The following is a 21,445-nucleotide window of genomic DNA, read 5'->3' as shown; positions in this document are numbered from 1 at the left end:
ACAGAAGAGGCTTTTCTTTTACCATAAATCCGCTTACATCCACTCCGGAAAAGGAAAACTCCCCGTGTTCCATTGCAATTTCCCACAATACTTCTTATACTTAATTAGTTAGAAGGAAGGGACGTCTAAAAGAGGGACGGACCTATCACTTGATCGGACCCTAAAATAGAAAAGGATGTGAGTGGTTTGACGGCAAAAACAGATTACACCCCTGTCAAAGTTCACTTGAAAACCAAAATCACAATAGGAGAGGAAAGTGATTCTTTTGAATTGGTATCATTTGGTCGATACTATGAAAAAGGAGATGCCGTTTTCCTGAAGTACGATGAGGTGCAAGAGGAAGGAACCACCCATACGATTGTTAAAGTCTCGGATCAACAAGCTCTTATTCTCAGAAGCGGTGCAGTGAAAATGAGAATGGCCTTTAACGAACGGGAGGAACAAAATGGTTCATATGAAAGCCAGATGGGTACTCTCTTACTTACAACCAAAACAAAGAAACTTTCACATACACAAAGTAACTCCGAACTGGAAGGGGATTTCAACCTTTCTTACGAGTTAAAGATGCAAGATAGTCCAGTAGGGGATTATGTTATGTCCATTCACTATAAGGAGGAAGCATAGCGATATGAATATTGTCGAAAAAGTACAAGAAAACCTGAAATCCGAAATAAAAGCAGCGGTTCTGAAAGCGGGACTCGCAACAGAGGATCAGATTCCTGATGTTATTTTAGAAGTCCCGAAAGAAAAATCCCACGGGGACTACTCTACCAATATGGCGATGCAGCTTGCACGCGTAGCGAAAAAAGCGCCGCGCATGATTGCAGATGACATAATGGCGAACTTCGACCAGTCCAAGGCATCAATTGAAAAAATGGAGATCGCAGGACCTGGATTCATTAACTTCTACATGAACAATGAATACCTGACCGACTTGATTCCATTGATTCTTGATCAAAACCAGGAATACGGTCAATCTAACGCGGGGAATGGCGAGAGAGTGAACGTCGAGTTTGTATCTGCCAACCCGACAGGTGACCTTCATCTTGGGCATGCCCGTGGAGCGGCTGTAGGTGATTCCCTATGTAACGTTCTTGAAAAAGCCGGCTATAAAGTCACGCGTGAATACTACATCAACGATGCAGGAAACCAAATTCATAACTTGGCGATTTCCGTCGATGCCCGTTATTTCCAAGCTCTTGGAGAAGACAAAGCGATGCCTGAAGATGGATATCATGGGGCGGACATCATCGGAATCGGAAAGAAACTAGCGGAAGAATTCGGTTCGAAATATGCGGAAGTAAGTGACGAAGAGCGCTACAAGTTCTTCCGTGAGTACGGGCTGAAGATCGAAATGGCCAAGCTTCAAAAGGACCTGGAAATGTTCCGTGTGCCATTCAACGTGTGGTACTCTGAAACATCCCTTTACGAAAACGGTAAAATTGACGCTGCGCTAAAAACACTAAAAGACAATGGTCACGTTTATGAAGAGGAAGGCGCAACCTGGTTCCGTTCGACTGAACTTGGCGATGACAAGGACCGTGTTCTCATCAAGAATGATGGAACATACACGTACTTGACTCCGGATATTTCCTATCACCAGGATAAATTCGAACGCGGACACGATGTGCTGATCAATATTTGGGGTGCTGACCACCACGGATACATCCCTCGTATGAAAGCGGCGATTGAAGCACTTGGTTTTGACCGTGAGAAATTAGAAGTAGAAGTGATTCAACTGGTTCACCTCTATAAAAATGGTGAGAAGATGAAGATGAGTAAGCGTACAGGTAAAGCAGTCACTTTACGTGAGCTTGTAGAAGAGGTCGGCCTGGATGCAGTCCGTTATTTCTTTGCCATGAGAAGTGCGGATACGCATATGGACTTTGATTTGGACTTAGCGGTATCCCAATCAAATGAAAATCCAGTGTACTATGCTCAATATGCCCACGCGCGTATTTGCAGCATTCTTCGTCAAGCAGAGGAGCAGGGACTCGCTTCCGAAGATAAGATTGACTTAAAGCTGATCGGCACGGAAAAAGAAGTGGATTTACTGAAAAAACTAGGTGAATTCCCACAAATGGTTGCCGATGCAGCGGAGAAACGTACACCTCACCGTATAGCAAATTACATTAACGACTTGGCATCAGCTTTCCATAGCTTCTACAATGCCAATAAGGTTCTTGACGAAGAAAACCGTGAACTTACAACGGCTCGTCTGGCTCTTGTAAAAGTGGTTCGAGTCACATTACAAAACGCTCTTGCATTAATCGGAGTTGCCGCTCCGGAAAAAATGTAATGACGATAGATGAAGAAGGTCCGTCCCTCGGGGTGGACCTTTTTTCTTATATTTCTCCAGCTTTTACGTATAATAAAAGTAGACATATTGTTCAGGAGGATGTTATGAAAACAGTTATCTTAGCAATTGTGACCGGTTTCCTGGTTGGATTTATTTTTGCTTTATTCAAGCTTCCGATTCCTGCACCGCCTGCCTTGGCAGGAATTGCAGGAATCGTAGGCATTTATCTTGGATTTAAAGCCTTCACATCAATTCAGCCTTGGATCGAATCGGTCTTTAAATAAAATTTACATGGGAATCGATTCCATTTCCGGTGGCTTCCAACGATCTTGAAAGTTACCGGTTCCTGGAATAGGCAAAAAAAAGACGAACAACAGCGTGTTCATCTTTCCCTCTACCATTCCAACGCACCGCCACTAATCCGCTTCACTCCCCGAATCGTCGAGAGGTCCTCTATCAGTTTCAGCATGGCCAAATCTTTATGCTTTGCTTCAATCATAAAGTCAACATCCTGATCAAACGTCGTGAGTGATTTGAAAAACCCCTCTACGAAGCCCGCATCGACCAAATCAGCGTGAGAGCGGAATGCTTTTTCCGATTTAGGCGAGGAAATATGTATTTTTGGAACGAGATCTCTCTTTTCCCATGTAGCAAAAATCGCTTCAAGATAATCTTCTAAAGGCCGCTCACTAAGGTTGGCCTTGTGATGGTGGATATCAAGGACCATGGGGATGTTTTCTTTTTGACAAACACCTAATGTTTCTTCTACCGTATAGGTTTTGTCGTCGTTCTCCAAGGTCATGATCTCTTTCACCTTAGTCGGGAGGTCTTTCAGATTCTCATGAAAACGTATCAGCGTTTCTTCCTTATCACCATAGCTTCCACCAATATGAATGTTAATGACAGAGCTATCCTCAATCCCCATATACTCAAGCATGCGGTAATGATAGACCATATCCTTCACGGCGTTGTCAGTGACATGCTGCTTGGGGCTAGTGAATAAAGTGAATTGATTGGGGTGAAAGCTTGCCCTGATTCCAAACTTCTTGATCAGTTCCCCAAGTTCTTTCCATTCTTTTTTAAAAGGAGTATGGAAATCCCATTCCACTTCCGGGTGAGTAGCTAATGGAACAAGCGAGCTTGAGAGTCGGTACACTTCAATTTCATGAGCTGCACACAGATACAGTATGCGTTTCGTATGTTCCAGGTTTAATCTTGTTACTTCCTTCAAACGATCCATTCGTTCCTCTTTGGGAAGAACAGAATATCGTTTGAAGGTCATGGTTTTGGCAGGGCTCGCGTCCCATAAGGAAAGGGAATTAGCAACGAACCCCAATCTGACTTTCATGTGATATCCTCCTAAAGTAAGATTGAAATGGATGAAGCGACACGCTCTTTTATACGGGTGAGCAAGGAAACATTTCCAAGATCGCTTTCGCTCAGCATGTCGGATGCTTCCATATCCTTTGCCATTTCTTTTTTCAATGTGTGAATAAATTCTTTGTCGAAAATAAGATTGTTAATTTCAAGATTAATAAAGAAACTTCTTTTGTCAAAATTGGCCGTACCTAAATCACAGAAATGATCGTCTACGATCATTACCTTCGCATGGTAAAAACCGTTCATAAACTGGTACACCTTTGCCCCTTTAGTCAGTAAGGTTCTAAAGTAAGGGAATGCTGCCTCCTTCACTAACATATGATCGGCATAATTTGGAGTGATGATCCTTACAATAACGCCCCGTTCCAATGCATCACATAGTGCCTCCATTAAAATTGGGGTGGGAATGAAATAAGGAGTCCCAATGATGATTTCCTTCTCGGCTTCATCGATGAAATTTTTGAAGAAATCCTCGATATTCACTCCTTCTGTCGGGAAAACCTGATGGGGAATGCTTCCTTTTTCAGCCGAAGGGAAGTATTTCGTTTCGTCTTTCAGATCCTTTTTCGTCGCTCTGAACCAATCGATGCAATATTCTGTTTGTAAATCGAGCACACCTTCCCCTTCTAAACGAAGATGGTAATCCCTCCAAGGAGAAAGCTCGGGTTTGTCATTTTCATCAATATATTCTTTCCCGACGTTATAACCTCCCAGATATCCAATCTTGCCATCGATCACCGTGATCTTTCGGTGGTTACGCTGTTGAGAGGAGAAGAAGAGGAAGGGGAGGCGCACCTTTTCGCAGAAGGCTGCCTCCACACCTGCGTCACGTAGCATTTTTATTTTTGATTTAGGTACTTTATGACTTCCGATCTGATCCATTAACAGGCGGACCTCTACGCCTTCTTTTGCTTTATCCTTCAGTAATTCCATAAACCGTAAAGCAAAGTGGTCATCTTGTACGATATAGAATAAAACATGAATGGAAGACTTGGCTTCTTTCATTTCTTTAAACATTTGATCGAAAAGCTCGGGACCTCTGGAAAATAACTTAATATTGCTGTTTCGTTTTTCATAATCTCTTCTTGTCCGTGTCCGGATGAAACGACTTCTCCCCAGCTTAAAGTCGATCATTAACCAGCCTATGACAACAACTATTATGAACAGTAGGATGAACCACCACATATAATCACTCTCTCATCTGCATTGGCATTAGTATGCCCTTAAACCTTACCTACTTTGCACTCTTTCTTCTTTTACCTTAAATATTCATATTGAAACCTATAGGGGGGACAAAAAGTCCTGGTTGCTTCCAAGGAATGAATGACTATTCATGTAAAGGTTTTCATTTTTCTTGGTAAAAACCATTGACTGAATGCTCATTCATAATATAATGGATATATGGACTATTCAGAATATTAATTTGGTTTGTAAAAGTTTGAACAAAGGGGAAGTTCAATCGAACCAAAGAAGGGGGAGTGTTTTTCAATGAATGGGTTACTCATTTTCAATTGGGTTGCATTTATTCTTGTGACCGTTTACGCACTTAGTCTGTTTGTGTATGTAGTAAAGACGAGAATTGAATATATTAAGCTCGGAAAGAAAGTAGAGTTCGACCAGCGATTCAAAGAACGATTCCAGAAGATCGTGGTCAATGTTTTCGGACAGAAGAAGCTCTTGAAGGATAAGAAGAGTGGAGCGATCCATGTCATGTTCTTCTACGGCTTCATATTAGTTCAATTCGGAGCCATCGATTTCATCTGGAAAGGACTGGCACCGGGTAGTCACTTACCACTGGGACCGTTATATCCCGGATTCACGTTCTTCCAGGAGCTTGTCACACTGATGATCCTGGTAGCGGTTGTTTGGGCTTTCCATCGACGCTATGTGGAGAAGTTGGTTCGTTTAAAAAGAGGATTTAAATCAGGATTGGTTCTCCTATTCATCGGTGGATTAATGCTATCGGTCCTTGTAGGGAACGGAATGGGCCTTATCTGGCACGGTGAAGAGCTTGCCTGGACAGAGCCTGTAGCGTCACTCATTGCAGGAGCACTTGGAGCCATAGGAGAAACAGCTTCCATCGTCATCTTCTATGTGGCCTGGTGGATCCATTTACTATTCTTACTGGCTTTCCTTGTATATGTTCCACAATCCAAGCACGCCCATTTAATTGCAGGTCCTGCGAATGTCTACTTCAATCGATTAGACAACCCTGGAAAGCTTAAGCCCATCGACTTTGAAGATGAGTCAGCGGAAAGCTTCGGGGTAGGGAAGATTGAAGAGTTCACGCAACATCAAATGATCGATTTCTACGCTTGCGTGGAATGTGGTCGTTGTACGAATATGTGTCCTGCAACAGGAACAGGGAAAATGCTTTCCCCAATGGATTTAATCGTCAAGCTGCGTGATAATCTGACCAATCATGGTGCGGTCGTTACGCAGAAAAAACCTTGGGTGCCGACATTTGCATTCAATGGCACTAAAGGGAATCAGCTGGCGATGGCGAGTGCCACTCAAGCAGCGGAAGAAGCGGCTGCTGGAGCTACGTACAGTCCAAGCCTGATCGGAGACGTCATCACAGAAGAAGAGATCTGGGCATGTACGACGTGCCGTAACTGTGAAGATCAATGTCCAGTCATGAACGAGCATGTGGATAAAATCATCGATCTTCGCCGTTACCTGGTCCTGACAGAAGGAAAGATGGATGCAGATGCACAACGCGCGATGCAAAATATCGAACGCCAAGGGAATCCTTGGGGTCTGAACCGGAAAGAACGTGAAAATTGGCGTGAAGCGAGAGAAGACGTTCATATTCCTACGGTGAAAGAAATGAAAAAAGCGGGAGAAGACTTTGAATATTTATTCTGGGTTGGATCCATGGGTTCATTCGATAACCGAAGTCAAAAAATTGCGTTATCCTTTGCCAAGCTGCTGAATGAAGCAGGCGTGAAATTCGCAATCTTAGGTAACAAAGAAAAGAACTCCGGTGATACACCACGCCGACTCGGTAATGAGTTCCTATTCCAGGAGCTTGCAGGTCAAAACATCGCCGAATTCGAAAAGAATGAAATCAAGAAAATTATTACGATCGATCCACATGCGTATAACATTTTCAAAAATGAGTATCCGGACTTCGGATTGGAAGCGGAAGTGTATCACCATACAGAGCTTCTATATGACCTGGTAAAAGAAGGGCGTCTGAAGCCGAAATACGAAGTGAATGAAACGATCACCTTCCACGATTCCTGTTACCTGGGACGTTACAATGAAGTATACGATCCACCACGGGAAATCCTGAAATCGATCTCCGGCGTGAAATTGGTTGAAATGGAACGTAACCGTGAAAAAGGCATGTGCTGTGGAGCGGGTGGAGGACTCATGTGGATGGAAGAAGACGCAGGTCACCGCGTGAACGTTTCCCGTACAGAGCAGGCACTTGAGGTCAGCCCATCGGTCATCAGCTCGGGTTGTCCATACTGCCTAACGATGCTATCTGATGGAACGAAAGCGAAGGAAGTAGAAGAAACCGTCTCTACTCAGGATGTGGCAGAAATCCTTGAAAAAGCGGTATGTGGCGATCAAAAAGATCAGCCAGCTGCATCGTAAAAAGAATATTATCTGTTTAATAATGAAAAGTCTGCTTCTCAGTAGTTGAAGAATCAGGAGTGAAACAAAAGCCTCTACCTGCGTTTCACTCCTATTGTTTTTCTACAATAATATAATTAAAAGAAAAATAAAAACTTTCTAAAAAATCATTACGTTCTATCCTAATATGAAGTACAATAAAGGTATATAAGGGACGAAATCTGTCCCTTCTCTTTTGGGGACTGGTTGAGCGAGCGTTCAGTCGAATATAAGTAAGTCCTATTTTTTTAAGAACAGTTGAAAGCGTATACAATTTGTTTTTGTCGAATCAAATCATTCATATATAAAGGAGAGCGATTGAGATGGGAAAAACGGTTATTTTAGATGGAGCAAGAACGCCATTCGGTAAATTCGGTGGAGCCTTAAGCAGTTTTACAGCTTCAGAGCTGGGCGGTTTTGCCGTGAAGGAAGCCCTGAAACGATCAGGAATAAAAGGTGAAGAGGTAGAAGAAGTGATCCTAGGATCTGTACTACAAGGGGGGCAGGGGCAGATCCCGTCCCGACAAGCATCCCGTCATGCAGGATTACCGTGGAACGTCAAAACGGAAACCATCAACAAGGTATGTGCTTCAGGAATGCGCAGTGTGACAATGGGTGACCAAATCATCCGTTCAGGTGACGGCGAGGTGATCGTGGCGGGGGGAATGGAATCCATGTCAAATGCACCGTACATCCTTCCGAAAGCTCGCTGGGGCTTCAAGATGGGGGATTCCCAAGTGAAGGACTTAATGGTTCATGACGGATTAACGTGCAGCTTCAACAATGTTCACATGGGAACGTACGGAAATGAAACAGCGAAGGAATTTGAACTATCAAGAGAAGAGCAGGACGGGTGGGCACTTAGAAGCCATGAACGCGCTCTTAAAGCGACAGATACAGGTATTCTGGGGGAAGAAATCGTCGCGGTGGAAGTACCACAGCGTAGAGGGGAACCAGTAGTAGTCAGTAAAGATGAAGCCCCACGCAAAGAAACGTCCATCGAAGCTCTGGCCAAATTAGGTCCGGTCTTCGGATCAGAAGGAACGATCACAGCAGGGAACGCACCAGGGGTCAACGACGGTGCGGCAGCAATGGTACTCATGAGCGAAGAAAGAGCCATAAAAGAAGGAAAGAAGCCATTAGCTACTATCCTTGGACATACAGCAATTGCCGTTGAAGCAAAGGACTTCCCGCAAACACCGGGACTCGTCATCAATGAGCTGCTGAAGAAAACAGGCAAATCACTTGAAGAAATTGACTTGTTTGAAATTAATGAAGCATTCGCAGCTGTTGCATTAACAAGTGGGAAAATCGCCGGGTTAGATCCGGAAAAAGTCAATGTGAATGGTGGAGCAGTCGCCCTTGGTCATCCGATCGGAGCAAGCGGAGCACGTATCATCCTGACACTGGCATACGAACTGAAGCGTCGCGGAGGCGGTGTAGGAATTGCATCGATCTGCAGCGGCGGTGGTCAAGGGGATGCGATTATGATAGAGGTCGCGAAGCAGTAGGGCGATAGGATTGTACCAATACAAAACGGCTAATTTATACCTGGCACGCATAAATGTGATCAGCCACAACTTCAATTACAAACGAATCCAACTAGTTTACTAGTGTTAGCTATAACAAAGGGGAGAAAATAATGAACATCAAAAAAGTAATGGTCATCGGGGCAGGACAAATGGGATCAGGGATCGCTCAAGTGTGTGCGCAAGCAGGATTCGACGTCTACCTGAACGATTTGAAAGCGGAATTTGTACAAAAGGGCATCAGCGTGATCACAAAGAATCTGACGCGCTCCGTTGAAAAAGGAAGAATTTCAGAAGAAGATAGAACAGCTACAGTGAACCGGTTAACGGCTTCAACCGATATTCACGACGCGAAGCAAGTAGACCTTGTCATCGAGGCAGCGGTTGAAAACATGGATATCAAAACAAAAATCTTTGCTCAACTGGATGAGATTGCACCAAAGCACACGATCCTTGCTTCTAACACTTCATCACTACCGATTACAGAAATCGCTGCAGCGACAAAGCGTCCCCAGCAAGTAATCGGAATGCACTTTATGAACCCGGTACCGGTCATGAAACTAGTTGAAATCATTCGTGGCCTTGCAACAACGGATGAAGTGTATCAAGTGATCGAAGACATGACGAAATCCCTCCACAAAGTACCGGTTGAAGTAGAAGATTTTCCTGGATTCGTCTCAAATCGTATCCTTATGCCGATGATCAATGAAGCGATCTATACGCTGTATGAAGGAGTCGCGAGTAAAGAGGCGATCGATGAAGTGATGAAGCTCGGTATGAATCATCCAATGGGTCCTCTCACTCTTGCAGACTTCATCGGACTTGATACATGCCTATACATCATGGAAACACTGCATGAAGGCTTCGGTGATGACAAATATCGCCCATGCCCGCTACTTAGAAAATATGTTAAAGCAGGCTGGTTAGGACGTAAAACAGGCCGCGGTTTCTATTCATACGAGTAATAACGACGAACATCAGGGAGGAACCATTCATGGAGTTACGATTCACGGAAGAGCAACAGATGATGAGAAAAATGGTACGGGATTTTGCCGAAACGGAAATCCAGCCGTTTATCGAGAAGATGGAAGAGGGACAATTCCCGAGGGAGATTTTGAACAAAATGGCTGAGCTTGGCCTGATGGGAATCACGATTCCTGAGAAATATGGTGGTTCTGAAATGGATTTCACATCCTATATCATTGCCATTCATGAGCTGTCTAAAGTAAGCGCAACCATCGGGGTGATCCTGTCTGTGCATACTTCAGTAGGAACAAATCCGATTCTATATTTCGGAAACGAGGATCAGAAACAAAAGTATCTTCCTAAGCTTGCGACCGGGGAATATTTAGGCGCTTTTTGCTTAACGGAACCAAGTGCAGGATCGGATGCGAAAAGCTTGAAAACGAAAGCCGAAAAACGTGACGATCACTATGTATTAAATGGCTCAAAAGTCTTTATTACAAATGGTGGCGAAGCGGATACGTATATTGTCTTTGCTGCAACGGACCCGTCAAAAGGAAGCAGGGGAGTATCAGCCTTCATCGTAGAGAAAGATACACCGGGCCTTGTGATTGGAAAAGACGAACATAAAATGGGTCTCAACGGTTCAAGAACGGTTCAGTTGACCTTTGAAGATATGAAAGTCCCGGTTGAAAACCTTCTGGGTCAAGAAGGGGAAGGCTTCAAAATCGCCATGGCTAATCTGGATGTCGGCAGGATCGGGATCGCAGCACAAGCATTAGGGATTGCTGAAGCGGCTTTCGACTATTCCACCGCTTATGCCAAAGAGCGCGTACAATTCGGTAAGCCGATCGCAGCCCAGCAAGGCATTGGATTTAAGCTTGCCGATATGGCGACGGCTGTTGAAGGATCGAAGCTTCTTGTGTACCGTGCGGCAAATCTTCGTTCAAACAACATTTCCTGTGCAAAAGAAGCAAGCATGGCAAAGTTATTTGCTTCTAAAACAGCGGTCGAAGTGTCGACCGAAGCGATTCAAGTCTACGGCGGATATGGTTATACAAAAGAATATCCGGTTGAGCGTTTGTTCCGTGATGCGAAGGTGACGGAGATTTATGAGGGTACGAGTGAGATTCAGAGAATGGTGATTGGGAAGAATTTGTTGGTTTAGTTTGATTGGTGAGCTTGAGATCTTGGAAGAGTGTACGTGTGCACATATTCTGAAACGTGTCTGGCACCTTATCTTGATTGAGAGGTTTAGTGGGGAAAAGGGGTTTGTTTCTTTGCTCGCCTCGTTAAGGTGAGAGACCCGGTACTGTAATACATTTATGATATGGGGGAATTGAGATGAATTTTAAGTTATCGGAAGAGCATGAAATGATACGTAAGATGGTGCGTGATTTTGCGCGGAATGAGGTGGCGCCGACTGCTGCCGAGCGTGATGAGGAAGAGCGCTTTGATATGGATTTGTTTAAGAAGATGGCTGAGCTTGGGCTGACGGGGATTCCTTGGCCGGAAGAGTACGGTGGAATCGGGAGTGACTACCTGGCATACTGTATCGCTGTTGAAGAGCTATCAAGAGTATGTGCATCTACAGGAGTGACTCTTTCCGCTCATACGTCTTTAGCAGGCTGGCCAGTATATAAATTCGGTACAGAAGAGCAAAAGCAGAAGTACCTTCGTCCAATGGCGCAAGGTGAAAAAATCGGGGCTTACGGATTGACTGAGCCTGGTTCAGGATCTGATGCCGGCGGTATGAAAACGACGGCTCGTTTAGAAGGTGATCACTACGTATTGAACGGCTCTAAAATTTTCATCACGAACGGTGGAATTGCCGATACGTACATCGTATTTGCTTTGACAGATCCTTCTCAGCGTCAGCGTGGAACGAGTGCGTTCATCGTAGAGAAAGAATTTGAAGGATTCTCTGTAGGGAAGAAAGAGAAGAAGCTGGGGATTCGTTCATCTCCAACGACTGAGATCGTGTTTGAAGATTGTAAGGTACCGAAAGAAAACATGCTAGGGAACGAAGGCGATGGATTCAAGATTGCCATGATGACTCTTGATGGCGGACGTAACGGAATTGCTGCACAGGCGGTCGGGATTGCGCAAGGGGCACTTGATGCGTCTGTCGATTATGCAAAAGAGCGTGAGCAATTCGGGAAGCCGATTGCAGCGAACCAAGGAATTTCATTCAAGATTGCCGATATGGCGACGTCCATCGAAGCTTCCCGTCTACTAACCTATCAAGCTGCCTGGTTGGAGTCAGAAGGTCTTCCGTACGGAAAAGAATCGGCGATGTCGAAGCTGATGGCCGGGGATACAGCGATGAAAGTGACAACGGAAGCTGTTCAGATCTTTGGTGGATATGGATATACAAAAGACTATCCGGTAGAGCGTTATATGCGTGATGCGAAGATTACGCAGATTTATGAGGGGACGCAGGAGATTCAGAGGTTGGTTATTTCTCGGATGGTGACGAAGTAGGGTACTTTGTAGGGGATTTCTTTGAGAGATCTCTTGGTCGTCCTGAAGCGTGTCAGGCACCTGATAGGTTCTACTATGCTTCAGCGTAGAGGGGTTCGTATTATTGCATGCGACTTTAGGGTGCCAGACCCGGTATGTATAGATATGTGGTTAGAGAGATAGATTGGTCTGCTTTGTTGGGGATAGAGCAGGTGGTTTTGGACTTCAGGTCAATGGGAGAAATGGATAGTAAAGGCGGTCGGTTGTTTTGAATAAGAAGAGGGAAGTTCATGCTTCGGTTAAGGATGAGCGTTTAGTAGAAAAGCGGCGTGATCAGATGATTCGTGGGGCCGTCTCTCTATTTAAACAAAAGGGGTTTCATCGCACCACGACTAGAGAGATCGCAAAGGCCGCCGGATTCAGTATCGGGACGCTATACGAATATATTCGAACAAAGGAAGATGTCCTGTATTTAGTGTGTGACAGCATCTATGAGCAGGTTCGGTTGGAGCTTGAGGAGCTGGATGTCGGAAAAGGGACACTTGAGAGCTTAAGGCTTGGCATCGCTCATTATTTTAAAGTGATGGATCGTATGCAGGATGAAGTCCTCGTCATGTATCAGGAGGCGAAATCTTTATCGAAGGACGCACTTCCATATGTACTGCGTAAAGAACTTGAAATGGTGGGGATGGTGGAAAATCTCATCGTAGGCTGTGTCGAGAGTGGAAAGCTTGAGCTTGATGAAGATCAGATCCATATGCTGGCTCAAAATGTATTCGTCCAGGGACAGATGTGGGGATTCCGTCGTTGGGCAATGCAGAAGCGTTTTACACTCGATGAATACATCAATCTTCAAATCGAACTCACTTTTGCAGGCGTCAAAGGGTTTGAAAAACAAGGGAGAACAGGGGGAGTAATATGAGCACGGTTGAAATTTATAAACCAAAGCACCATGTTCGTTTTGTCACGGCTTCGAGTCTGTTTGACGGACATGATGCGTCGATCAACATAATGCGTCGGATTATCCAGGCAAGTGGAGCAGAGGTTATCCATTTAGGTCATAACCGCTCCGTGGAAGAAGTCGTCAATGCTGCGATTCAAGAGGATGTGCAGGGAATCGCGATTTCGTCCTATCAGGGAGGTCACGTTGAATATTTCAAATACATGTATGATCTTTTGAAAGAAAGAGGAGCGTCTCATATCCGCATTTATGGCGGGGGTGGGGGCGTCATCATCCCACGTGAAATCAAGGAGCTGCACGAATACGGGATTGCCCGTATCTTCTCACCGGAAGACGGTCGAAAGCATGGTCTTCAAGGGATGATCAACAACATGATCGAGGAGTGTGATTTCCCGACGATCAAGGGAAGTGTGAATCAAGAGGTTGAAAAGCTTTCGACTGGGAGTGTGAACACGGTTTCGAAGTTGATTTCACTTGCCGAGTATCAAGTCGGGGCGAATGAAGAAGTGGCGGCGACGGCCCAAACCGTTTTTTCTGAGATAAAGAACTTAGCGAAAAAAGTTCCTGTACTAGGGATCACAGGAACGGGTGGAGCAGGGAAGAGTTCCTTGACGGATGAGCTGATCCGTCGATTCATCAACGAGCTTCCTGAAAAGAAGATCGCGATCCTATCCATTGATCCTACGAAACAGAAAACAGGAGGAGCCCTTCTTGGGGACCGCATTCGTATGAACGCCATCTTCAACCCTCGTGTTTATATGCGAAGTCTTGCTACCCGTGGGTCGAAAACAGAGCTTTCACTGGCCATCAAGGATGCCATCAATGTGGTCAAAGCGGCAGGCTATGACCTGATCGTCGTTGAAACGAGCGGGATCGGTCAGGGAGATGCGGAAATCGCTGAAATCTGTGATATGTCCATGTATGTGATGACAAGTGAGTTCGGTGCTCCGTCCCAGCTTGAGAAAATCGATATGATTGATTTTGCCGACCTTATAGTAATCAATAAATTTGAGCGCAAAGGCTCAGAGGATGCAAGACGTCAAGTGCAAAAGCAGTATCAGCGCAGTCATTTGCTTTTTGATAAAGACTTAGATGAGATGCCGGTATACGGAACGATTGCCAGTCAGTTCAATGATCCAGGTACGAATGCCTTGTTTGCAGCGATCGTTGAAACCGTGAATAATAAAATGGAACTTGATTGGAAAACGAGTTTCTCCAAAGACGTGGATGTGGAAAAGCAAAACGTCATCATTCCAAACAATCGCCGTTACTATCTGCGGGAGATTGCGGAAACGGTCCGGAACTATCATAAAAAAGCCGAAGAGCAGGTGAATCTCGCCCGAAGATTGTTCCAATTAGAAGGGACAATCGAAGCCGTTAACGAAAAGGAAACGAATGATGGGGTCGTTACATCTCTTCAGACGTTGAAAGATGAAGTCGAAAATAAATTAACAACAGAATCGAAACAGATTTTAGAGAAATGGGACTCTTTAAAAGAGACCTACAGCAAAGATCAATTCATCACAAAAATCCGTGATAAAGAAATCGTCACCGAGTTAAAGACAAAGAGCTTATCGGGGCTTAATATCCCGAAAGTGGCCCTTCCGAAATATAAAGACTACGGTCAGATTCTGGATTGGGTATATAAAGAAAATGTTCCAGGGTCGTTCCCATACACAGCAGGAGTGTTTCCTTTTAAACGAAAAGGGGAGGATCCGAAGCGTCAGTTTGCAGGGGAAGGCACACCTGAACGGACGAATCGCCGTTTCCATTATCTATCTAAGGATGATGATGCGAAACGCCTGAGTACAGCCTTTGACTCTGTAACCTTGTATGGTGAAGATCCGGATCACCGCCCGGACATTTACGGTAAGGTCGGAGAGAGCGGAGTGAGCATCTGTACACTTGAAGACATGAAGAAGCTGTATGCCGGCTTTGATCTATGTGCGCCTTCTACGTCGGTATCCATGACGATCAATGGTCCGGCACCGATCATCCTTGCCATGTATATGAACACGGCGATCGATCAGCAGATCCGCATGAAGGAAGAGGAGCTTGGCCGAGTCCTGACAGTGGAAGAATACGTGGAAGTGAAGGAACAAACCCTTCAAGTCGTCCGTGGTACCGTGCAGGCAGATATTTTAAAAGAAGATCAAGGACAAAATACTTGTATCTTCTCAACGGAATTCGCCCTTCGCATGATGGGTGACATTCAGCAGTACTTCATCGATCATAAAGTACGAAACTATTACTCTGTTTCGATTTCCGGCTACCATATTGCAGAAGCGGGAGCCAATCCGATTTCACAGCTTGCCTTCACACTGGCGAACGGGTTTACTTACGTAGAATACTATTTAAGTCGCGGAATGGACATCAATGCGTTTGCACCAAACTTATCGTTCTTCTTCTCGAACGGTCTGGATCCCGAGTATACGGTGATCGGCCGTGTGGCCCGCCGCATTTGGTCAACGGTGATGCGTGATAAATACGGCGCCAATGAGAGAAGTCAAAAGCTGAAGTATCATATTCAAACATCCGGTCGTTCTCTTCATGCCCAGGAGATTGACTTTAACGATATCCGTACTACGCTTCAAGCCTTGATGGCCCTGCAGGATAACTGTAACTCCCTGCATACCAATGCCTATGATGAAGCTATCACGACACCTACAGAGGAATCCGTCCGCCGTGCCATGGCGATCCAGATGATCATCACGAAAGAACACGGATTATCCAAAAATGAAAATCCGCTTCAAGGATCGTTCATCGCAGAAGAGCTGACCGATCTGGTGGAGGAAATGGTTCTGACCGAATTTGATCGCCTGAATGATCGAGGAGGCGTACTTGGATCGATGGAAACTCAGTATCAACGAGGGAAAATCCAAGAGGAATCCATGTACTACGAAATGAAAAAGCATTCCGGAGAACTTCCAATTGTGGGAGTGAACACGTACCTGAATCCAACTCCACCTTCAGAAGAACAAATGGACAGCATGGAACTTGCACGTGCAACGAAGGAAGAAAAAGAAACACAAATCCATAACCTGCAAGACTTCCAATCACAACATAAAGATCAATCCGAAGAAGCACTGACCCGCTTAAAACAAGCTGCAGTGAACGGAGGAAACATCTTTGAAGAACTCATGGAAACAGTAAAAGTAGCCAGTCTCGGCCAAATAACACGCGCCCTCTACGAAGTAGGCGGACAGTATCGCCGTAATATGTAAAGAAATCATGAAGAAGTGGAGACTACTGTAGGGGTGCAGTGGTCTCTTTCTCTAGGCGGGCAATCTATATGATGATCAATGGACATATTCATAGCGATGGGGGAGTTGTGTTTTATTAAGACTGTTTTCTATAATAAATAGGTCTGCCTTGTGATTAGAAAGTAATGTTAGCTAAGTTGATTCTCGCTGCAGGTGCTCGACTCCTGCGGGGATAGCGGGAAAGTTGAGACCCCCACAGGGCAAAGCCCGAGGAGGCTCAACTCACGCCACGCGGAAATCAACCACTACTCGCTTTTTTTAAGATCGATAAAGTTTATGAGAATAGTCGAGAATAAAAATAACTCAACAAGTTTAAAAAATCCAAATATCGTCTATCCTTTAAACAAAATCAACCAATTTTAACACGATCTTAATAGTAGTCAGGTATCATTTCCTATATAATGAAAATTGTCAGATTAGTGAGAGGATAAGAACGATACATACGTTTGGATGTGAGACTGTGAAGACCATTTTTCGTTATATACTATTAGCCATCATCATATTTGCTGCAGTACTTCTATATCAATTGCAATTAGGAGCGATTCCTTTTTTTCTACTCTCTTTCTATCTTTTCTATGAAGCCTTCCGTGTGATTCGAAACGGAGAAAAAGAAGAGAAATGGGAAAGCAGCAGACCCTCCTGACGCCAGTTGTGAAAAAAATGCAAGAAAAACCAGATAGGTATAGCATAAAGTCTTTTCTATTGTTTATAATGATGAATATGGTTAAAATTGATAATGGAGAAATTTTGCCCTTTTTTACTCTACTTAGTAGAGTCTGAAATAGAGAAAGGAAGTGCGTTAATTGAGTCTTAAGCAGTTATCCAAAGAAGAATTACGTCAAACATCATTCATTGAGTTGGCACATGAGATTTTAACAGAGAAAAAGAAAGCGATGCCTTTCGAAGACGTAGTCAAAGAAATTAAAGGTTTGCTTGAAATCTCTGAAAAAGAGGTTCGCAGCCGCTTACTTCAATTCTACACGGACCTTAATGTCGAGGGACGTTTTATTGCGATGGGCGATAACAGTTGGGGATTAAGAGAATGGTATCCGGTGGATCAAATCGAGGAAGAAACCGTTCCAACGATGAAATCCAGCAAAAAGAAAAAAGCGAAGAAAAAAGACGATGAAGATTTAGATCTTGAAGATTTCGATGACCTGGACGATGAAGATCTTGATTATGATGATCTTGATGACACGGACGATGACGATGATCTGACAGATGATGACGATGTAGATGCCGTTGACGACGATGCAGATGAAGATCTGGACATCGATGAAGACGAGGAAGAACTTGAAATCGATGAATTCGATGAAGACGAAGAAGAAGAAGAAGAAGAAGAAGATCTTGATGAGGAAAAGGACGATAAGTAATCTTCACCTCAGTTAAACATCAGACGCACCTATCAAAAAGCGCTTTTTGCCTTTTTGATAGGTTTTTTTATGGTCTTGAACCTTGTGCACCGAGTGATGCTATTGATTGAAAATTCCCTCATCATTCTATACTTGACTTCTTTCTTTGAGGAAGGTAGTATTTTATTTGGGCTCCTTAAAAAAGGACGAATTATGTATACAATGCTCCCCTTACATGTTTTGTAAGTGGGGCTTTTTTTATTTTATAAGAAGAAAGCTTTGCCGTAACAGGGTATTGTCTATTCCTTTATGTGTGGCGGATCGATTCTTTAAGACCCCTTACATTTTTATGTATATTGATAATAAGAGGCTGTCTTTTAACTGGATTATGCAGATGAATTTATATTAAGAGAATGGACTTGTCCTTCTTTGAACAAGATAAATTCATGACATACCTACAATAGACACCCTCTACTTTTTTTGAACCAAACTTACTTTGAAGGGGGACATATACATGACTAAGTATATTTTCGTAACAGGCGGCGTAGTGTCGTCACTAGGGAAAGGGATCACAGCAGCGTCCCTTGGAAGACTATTGAAAAACCGTGGAGTGAGTGTCACGATCCAGAAGTTCGATCCATACATCAACGTGGATCCGGGAACGATGAGTCCCTATCAGCATGGTGAAGTATTCGTAACAGATGATGGTGCGGAAACGGATCTTGACTTAGGTCACTATGAGCGTTTCGTTGACATTAATCTGACGAAATATAGCTCTGTGACAACGGGTAAAATCTATTCAACTGTACTGAAAAAAGAGCGTCGCGGTGATTATCTTGGTGGTACTGTACAAGTTATCCCACACATCACCAACGAAATCAAAGAACGCGTATACCGCGCTGGACGCGAGACGAATTCAGATGTCGTGATCACGGAAATCGGTGGAACGGTCGGGGATATCGAATCTCTACCATTCCTTGAAGCGATTCGCCAGATCAAGAGCGATGTAGGCCGTGACAACGTGATGTACATCCACTGTACTCTTGTACCTTACATCAAAGCAGCGGGTGAAATGAAAACAAAACCGACTCAGCATAGCGTAAAAGAGCTTCGCAGTCTAGGTATCCAGCCAAATGTCATCGTCGTGCGTACAGAAATGCCAATGACTCAAGACATGAAAGACAAAATCGCGTTATTCTGTGATATTGATAAAAATGCTGTCATCGAAGCAATGGATGCAGACACGCTTTACTCTGTACCACTTGCGCTTCAGGATCAAAAGCTTGATGAAATCACATGTCAGCACTTGAAACTTAACTGCCACGAAGCAGACATGACCGAGTGGAATGAACTCGTTGATCGCGTGAAAAACCTGTCTCGTAAAACAAGAATCGCCCTGGTAGGGAAATATGTAGAGTTGCAGGATGCATATATCTCAGTTGTGGAAGCCCTTCGTCATGCCGGTTATCATTTCGATAGCGACATTGAAGTAAGATGGTTGAACTCTGAGCTGATCGACAGCGCAAACGTAGCAGAAAAACTGGCGGATGTAGATGGAATCCTTGTACCAGGCGGTTTCGGTGACCGTGGAGTAGAGGGGAAAATCGCTGCGACTCAATATGCCCGTGAAAACAAGATTCCTTTCCTTGGAATCTGCCTTGGAATGCAGCTGGCATCTGTAGAATATGCACGTAATGTCCTCGGTCTTGAAGGAGCTCACTCTGCTGAGTTGGATCCTGAAACGCCATACCCGGTCATCGACCTGTTACCGGAACAAAAGGACATCGAAGATCTTGGTGGAACACTGCGCCTTGGACTATACCCATGTAAGCTGACGAAAGGTTCAAAAGCCTATACGGCCTATGATGGAGAAGTGGTTTACGAGCGTCACCGCCACCGCTTCGAATTCAACAATCACTACCGTGAGCAAATGGAAAAAGCCGGCTTCATCTTCTCAGGCACAAGCCCTGATGGCCGTCTTGTGGAAATCATCGAGCTAAGCGACCACCCATGGTTCGTCGCATCTCAGTTCCACCCTGAATTCACATCACGCCCGACACGTCCGCAGCCTCTATTCAGAGACTTCGTGGAAGCATCACTTGCGTATGGTGAGAAATAAGATTTCTTTCGGAACTGCTCTCCCTGGTTTGGGAGGGCGGTTTTTTTGTTATATTGGGTAATTTAAGAAAAATTAAGAAAAATTTTGTCAACTCTTCTTTAATCCTCTATAGAAAATTCCTAAAAAGAATATTGACAATATTCCCACATATCGTTAATATATCGATTATAGCGAAAGCGAACTATACCAAATTTCATAATCTCTTATAAAGAGTTGGCAGAGGGACTGGCCCGATGACGCCCGGCAACCTACCGTACACACGGAAAGGTGCTAAAACCTGCAGGAAGAATTTCCTGAGTGATAAGAGTACGTTTATTTATATATAAACCTCTTTTCTCTTGGGAAAAGGGGTTTTTTTATTTGAAAAATTGAGGTATATCACCTCGGGAGGAGAAAAGAAAGATGAAAAAAACGACATCATTACTCGTATTACTCGCACTTATTTTCAGTTTAGTGGCTTGTCAGCCAAAGGTATCCCAGGAGGCGGACGCAGACAGTGGAGATAAGAAGGAAGCAACGTCTGATCATCCGTTAGCCAATAAAAAGATTGCCCTAATTATGCAAATCAATTTAGGGACATTTTCCGCTCAATACATAGAAGGTGTCAAAGAGCAGGTAGAGAAGTTTGGTGGAAAGGTTCAAGTATTTACGTCTGAAGGAGATTTGGCAAAAATGTCTTCTAACCTGGATGCGGCCATCAATCAAAAGTTTGATGGGATCCTTATCGATCATGGGACGAAAGAAGCACTGCAATCAGGGGTGGAAAAGGCGAAGGGACAAAGCATACCGGTTGTCGTGTTTGATGCGGATGTTGCAGCAGAAGAGGTGACGGTCCTCGAACAGGGGGATCAGCAAATGGCTGAACAAACCTTGACGAAGCTTTCAGATGAGCTTGGCGGTAAGGGTGAGATCGTGAAGATTTGGGTTGCGGGATTTGCACCGATGGAAAGACGCCAAGTGGCCTATCAGGAGTTTTTAGGGGGAAATCCCGACATTAAAGAGGTGGCAGCATTTGGAGCAGCTACTCAAAATACAGCACTCGATACACAGGCACAAATGGAGGCGATTCTGAAACAGTACCCGAATAAAGGTGACATCGATGCTGTCTGGGCTGCCTGGGATGAATTTGCGAAAGGCGCCGTCCGGGCAATCGAAGCGGCAGGGAGAGAAGAAATCAAAGTATATGGAATCGACATGAGTGATGAAGACCTGCAAATCATTCAAAAAGAGGGAAGCCCGTGGGTGGCATCGGCAGCCGTTGACCCGAAAGATATCGGCCGCGTGCAGGTGCGTTTCTTATATCAAAAGCTGGGTGGTCAAGATACACCTGAGAAAGTAAAGCTTGAGCCGGTCTTTATTGAGAAAGAAGCATTGCCTGAAGAAACGATCACGACAGATCAATTACACGAGCATGTAGATGGCTGGGGAGCAAGTGAGCAAGGCTATACAGATGAATTGAAAAACCTTGAAGGATCGTTCACAGAATAGAAAG

16 protein-coding genes and 1 riboswitch are annotated in these 21,445 nt (G+C 44.4%); of the genes, 14 read left to right on the top strand and 2 right to left on the bottom strand.

The window, feature by feature from the left end:
* The first annotated feature begins 186 nt into the window (after positions 1–186).
* From ACYH0O_RS24055 to ACYH0O_RS24045, 3 genes are all read left to right on the top strand, one after another.
* Positions 187–624, top strand: a complete 438-nt coding sequence (locus tag ACYH0O_RS24055; RefSeq protein ID WP_482630628.1) for a YwiB family protein — start codon at positions 187–189, stop codon at positions 622–624.
* A gap of 4 nt (positions 625–628) precedes the next feature.
* Positions 629–2,299 carry an arginine--tRNA ligase gene (gene argS / locus ACYH0O_RS24050; RefSeq protein WP_482630627.1) on the top strand — a complete coding sequence of 557 codons (1,671 nt, stop codon included), beginning with the start codon at positions 629–631 and terminating at the stop codon, positions 2,297–2,299.
* A 104-nt stretch (positions 2,300–2,403) separates the two neighbouring features.
* On the top strand, positions 2,404–2,583 hold the full coding sequence (locus ACYH0O_RS24045; protein WP_149154837.1) for a XapX domain-containing protein: 180 nt from the start codon (positions 2,404–2,406) through the stop codon (positions 2,581–2,583).
* A 110-nt stretch (positions 2,584–2,693) separates the two neighbouring features.
* Here ACYH0O_RS24045 and uvsE read toward each other — a convergent pair whose 3' ends face one another.
* Positions 2,694–3,647 (bottom strand): UV DNA damage repair endonuclease UvsE, encoded by a 954-nt coding sequence (uvsE, locus tag ACYH0O_RS24040; protein ID WP_482630626.1) that lies wholly within the window; start codon positions 3,645–3,647, stop codon positions 2,694–2,696.
* Between the two features lie 11 nt (positions 3,648–3,658).
* Positions 3,659–4,864 (bottom strand): cardiolipin synthase, encoded by a 1,206-nt coding sequence (gene cls / locus ACYH0O_RS24035; protein ID WP_482630625.1) that lies wholly within the window; start codon positions 4,862–4,864, stop codon positions 3,659–3,661.
* Positions 4,865–5,167: 303 nt separating this feature from the next.
* Between cls and ACYH0O_RS24030 the strand changes: the two genes are divergently transcribed.
* From ACYH0O_RS24030 to ACYH0O_RS23980, 11 genes are all read left to right on the top strand, one after another.
* Positions 5,168–7,285 (top strand): 4Fe-4S dicluster domain-containing protein, encoded by a 2,118-nt coding sequence (locus ACYH0O_RS24030; RefSeq protein ID WP_482630624.1) that lies wholly within the window; start codon positions 5,168–5,170, stop codon positions 7,283–7,285.
* Between the two features lie 341 nt (positions 7,286–7,626).
* Positions 7,627–8,814 (top strand): acetyl-CoA C-acetyltransferase, encoded by a 1,188-nt coding sequence (locus tag ACYH0O_RS24025; protein WP_482630623.1) that lies wholly within the window; start codon positions 7,627–7,629, stop codon positions 8,812–8,814.
* A 131-nt stretch (positions 8,815–8,945) separates the two neighbouring features.
* On the top strand, positions 8,946–9,797 hold the full coding sequence (locus ACYH0O_RS24020) for a 3-hydroxybutyryl-CoA dehydrogenase (RefSeq protein WP_482630622.1): 852 nt from the start codon (positions 8,946–8,948) through the stop codon (positions 9,795–9,797).
* 29 nt (positions 9,798–9,826) lie between these two features.
* Positions 9,827–10,963: an acyl-CoA dehydrogenase gene (locus ACYH0O_RS24015; protein ID WP_482630621.1), complete on the top strand. Its 1,137-nt coding sequence runs from the start codon at positions 9,827–9,829 to the stop codon at positions 10,961–10,963.
* A gap of 176 nt (positions 10,964–11,139) precedes the next feature.
* The gene (locus tag ACYH0O_RS24010) at positions 11,140–12,279 is read left to right on the top strand and encodes an acyl-CoA dehydrogenase (RefSeq protein WP_482630620.1); all 1,140 of its coding nucleotides are present in this window, start codon (positions 11,140–11,142) and stop codon (positions 12,277–12,279) included.
* A 247-nt stretch (positions 12,280–12,526) separates the two neighbouring features.
* Positions 12,527–13,180 (top strand): TetR/AcrR family transcriptional regulator, encoded by a 654-nt coding sequence (locus ACYH0O_RS24005; RefSeq protein ID WP_262481640.1) that lies wholly within the window; start codon positions 12,527–12,529, stop codon positions 13,178–13,180.
* Positions 13,177–16,443 (top strand): fused isobutyryl-CoA mutase/GTPase IcmF, encoded by a 3,267-nt coding sequence (gene icmF, locus ACYH0O_RS24000; RefSeq protein WP_482630619.1) that lies wholly within the window; start codon positions 13,177–13,179, stop codon positions 16,441–16,443. Before ACYH0O_RS24005 ends, icmF begins: the two co-directional genes overlap by 4 nt.
* A gap of 499 nt (positions 16,444–16,942) precedes the next feature.
* Positions 16,943–17,125 carry a hypothetical protein gene (locus tag ACYH0O_RS23995; protein ID WP_482630618.1) on the top strand — a complete coding sequence of 61 codons (183 nt, stop codon included), beginning with the start codon at positions 16,943–16,945 and terminating at the stop codon, positions 17,123–17,125.
* 160 nt (positions 17,126–17,285) lie between these two features.
* Positions 17,286–17,855: a DNA-directed RNA polymerase subunit delta gene (gene rpoE / locus ACYH0O_RS23990; RefSeq protein WP_482630617.1), complete on the top strand. Its 570-nt coding sequence runs from the start codon at positions 17,286–17,288 to the stop codon at positions 17,853–17,855.
* Positions 17,856–18,348: 493 nt separating this feature from the next.
* The gene (locus ACYH0O_RS23985; protein ID WP_149154826.1) at positions 18,349–19,953 is read left to right on the top strand and encodes a CTP synthase; all 1,605 of its coding nucleotides are present in this window, start codon (positions 18,349–18,351) and stop codon (positions 19,951–19,953) included.
* Positions 19,954–20,153: 200 nt separating this feature from the next.
* Positions 20,154–20,260: riboswitch (SAM riboswitch) on the top strand.
* 95 nt (positions 20,261–20,355) lie between these two features.
* On the top strand, positions 20,356–21,441 hold the full coding sequence (locus ACYH0O_RS23980; RefSeq protein ID WP_482630616.1) for a sugar ABC transporter substrate-binding protein: 1,086 nt from the start codon (positions 20,356–20,358) through the stop codon (positions 21,439–21,441).
* Positions 21,442–21,445: the final 4 nt, after the last annotated feature.

The sequence above is a fragment of the Rossellomorea sp. H136 genome, from assembly GCF_056838065.1.
The sequence above is the reverse complement of the archived record's forward strand: the minus strand, read 5'-3'. Positions and strand labels throughout refer to the sequence as shown.

Excerpts from the sequence above, each read along its gene's own strand:
- ACYH0O_RS24045 (WP_149154837.1), top strand. The coding sequence starts at position 2,404 with ATGAAAACAGTTATCTTAGCAATTGTGACCGGTTTCCTGGTTGGATTT.
- ACYH0O_RS24025 (WP_482630623.1), top strand. The coding sequence starts at position 7,627 with ATGGGAAAAACGGTTATTTTAGATGGAGCAAGAACGCCATTCGGTAAA.
- ACYH0O_RS24010 (WP_482630620.1), top strand. The coding sequence starts at position 11,140 with ATGAATTTTAAGTTATCGGAAGAGCATGAAATGATACGTAAGATGGTG.
- icmF (WP_482630619.1), top strand. The coding sequence starts at position 13,177 with ATGAGCACGGTTGAAATTTATAAACCAAAGCACCATGTTCGTTTTGTC.
- cls (WP_482630625.1), bottom strand. The coding sequence starts at position 4,864 with ATGTGGTGGTTCATCCTACTGTTCATAATAGTTGTTGTCATAGGCTGG.
- ACYH0O_RS24015 (WP_482630621.1), top strand. The coding sequence starts at position 9,827 with ATGGAGTTACGATTCACGGAAGAGCAACAGATGATGAGAAAAATGGTA.
- uvsE (WP_482630626.1), bottom strand. The coding sequence starts at position 3,647 with ATGAAAGTCAGATTGGGGTTCGTTGCTAATTCCCTTTCCTTATGGGAC.
- ACYH0O_RS24030 (WP_482630624.1), top strand. The coding sequence starts at position 5,168 with ATGAATGGGTTACTCATTTTCAATTGGGTTGCATTTATTCTTGTGACC.
- ACYH0O_RS23985 (WP_149154826.1), top strand. The coding sequence starts at position 18,349 with ATGACTAAGTATATTTTCGTAACAGGCGGCGTAGTGTCGTCACTAGGG.
- argS (WP_482630627.1), top strand. The coding sequence starts at position 629 with ATGAATATTGTCGAAAAAGTACAAGAAAACCTGAAATCCGAAATAAAA.
- ACYH0O_RS23980 (WP_482630616.1), top strand. The coding sequence starts at position 20,356 with ATGAAAAAAACGACATCATTACTCGTATTACTCGCACTTATTTTCAGT.
- ACYH0O_RS24020 (WP_482630622.1), top strand. The coding sequence starts at position 8,946 with ATGAACATCAAAAAAGTAATGGTCATCGGGGCAGGACAAATGGGATCA.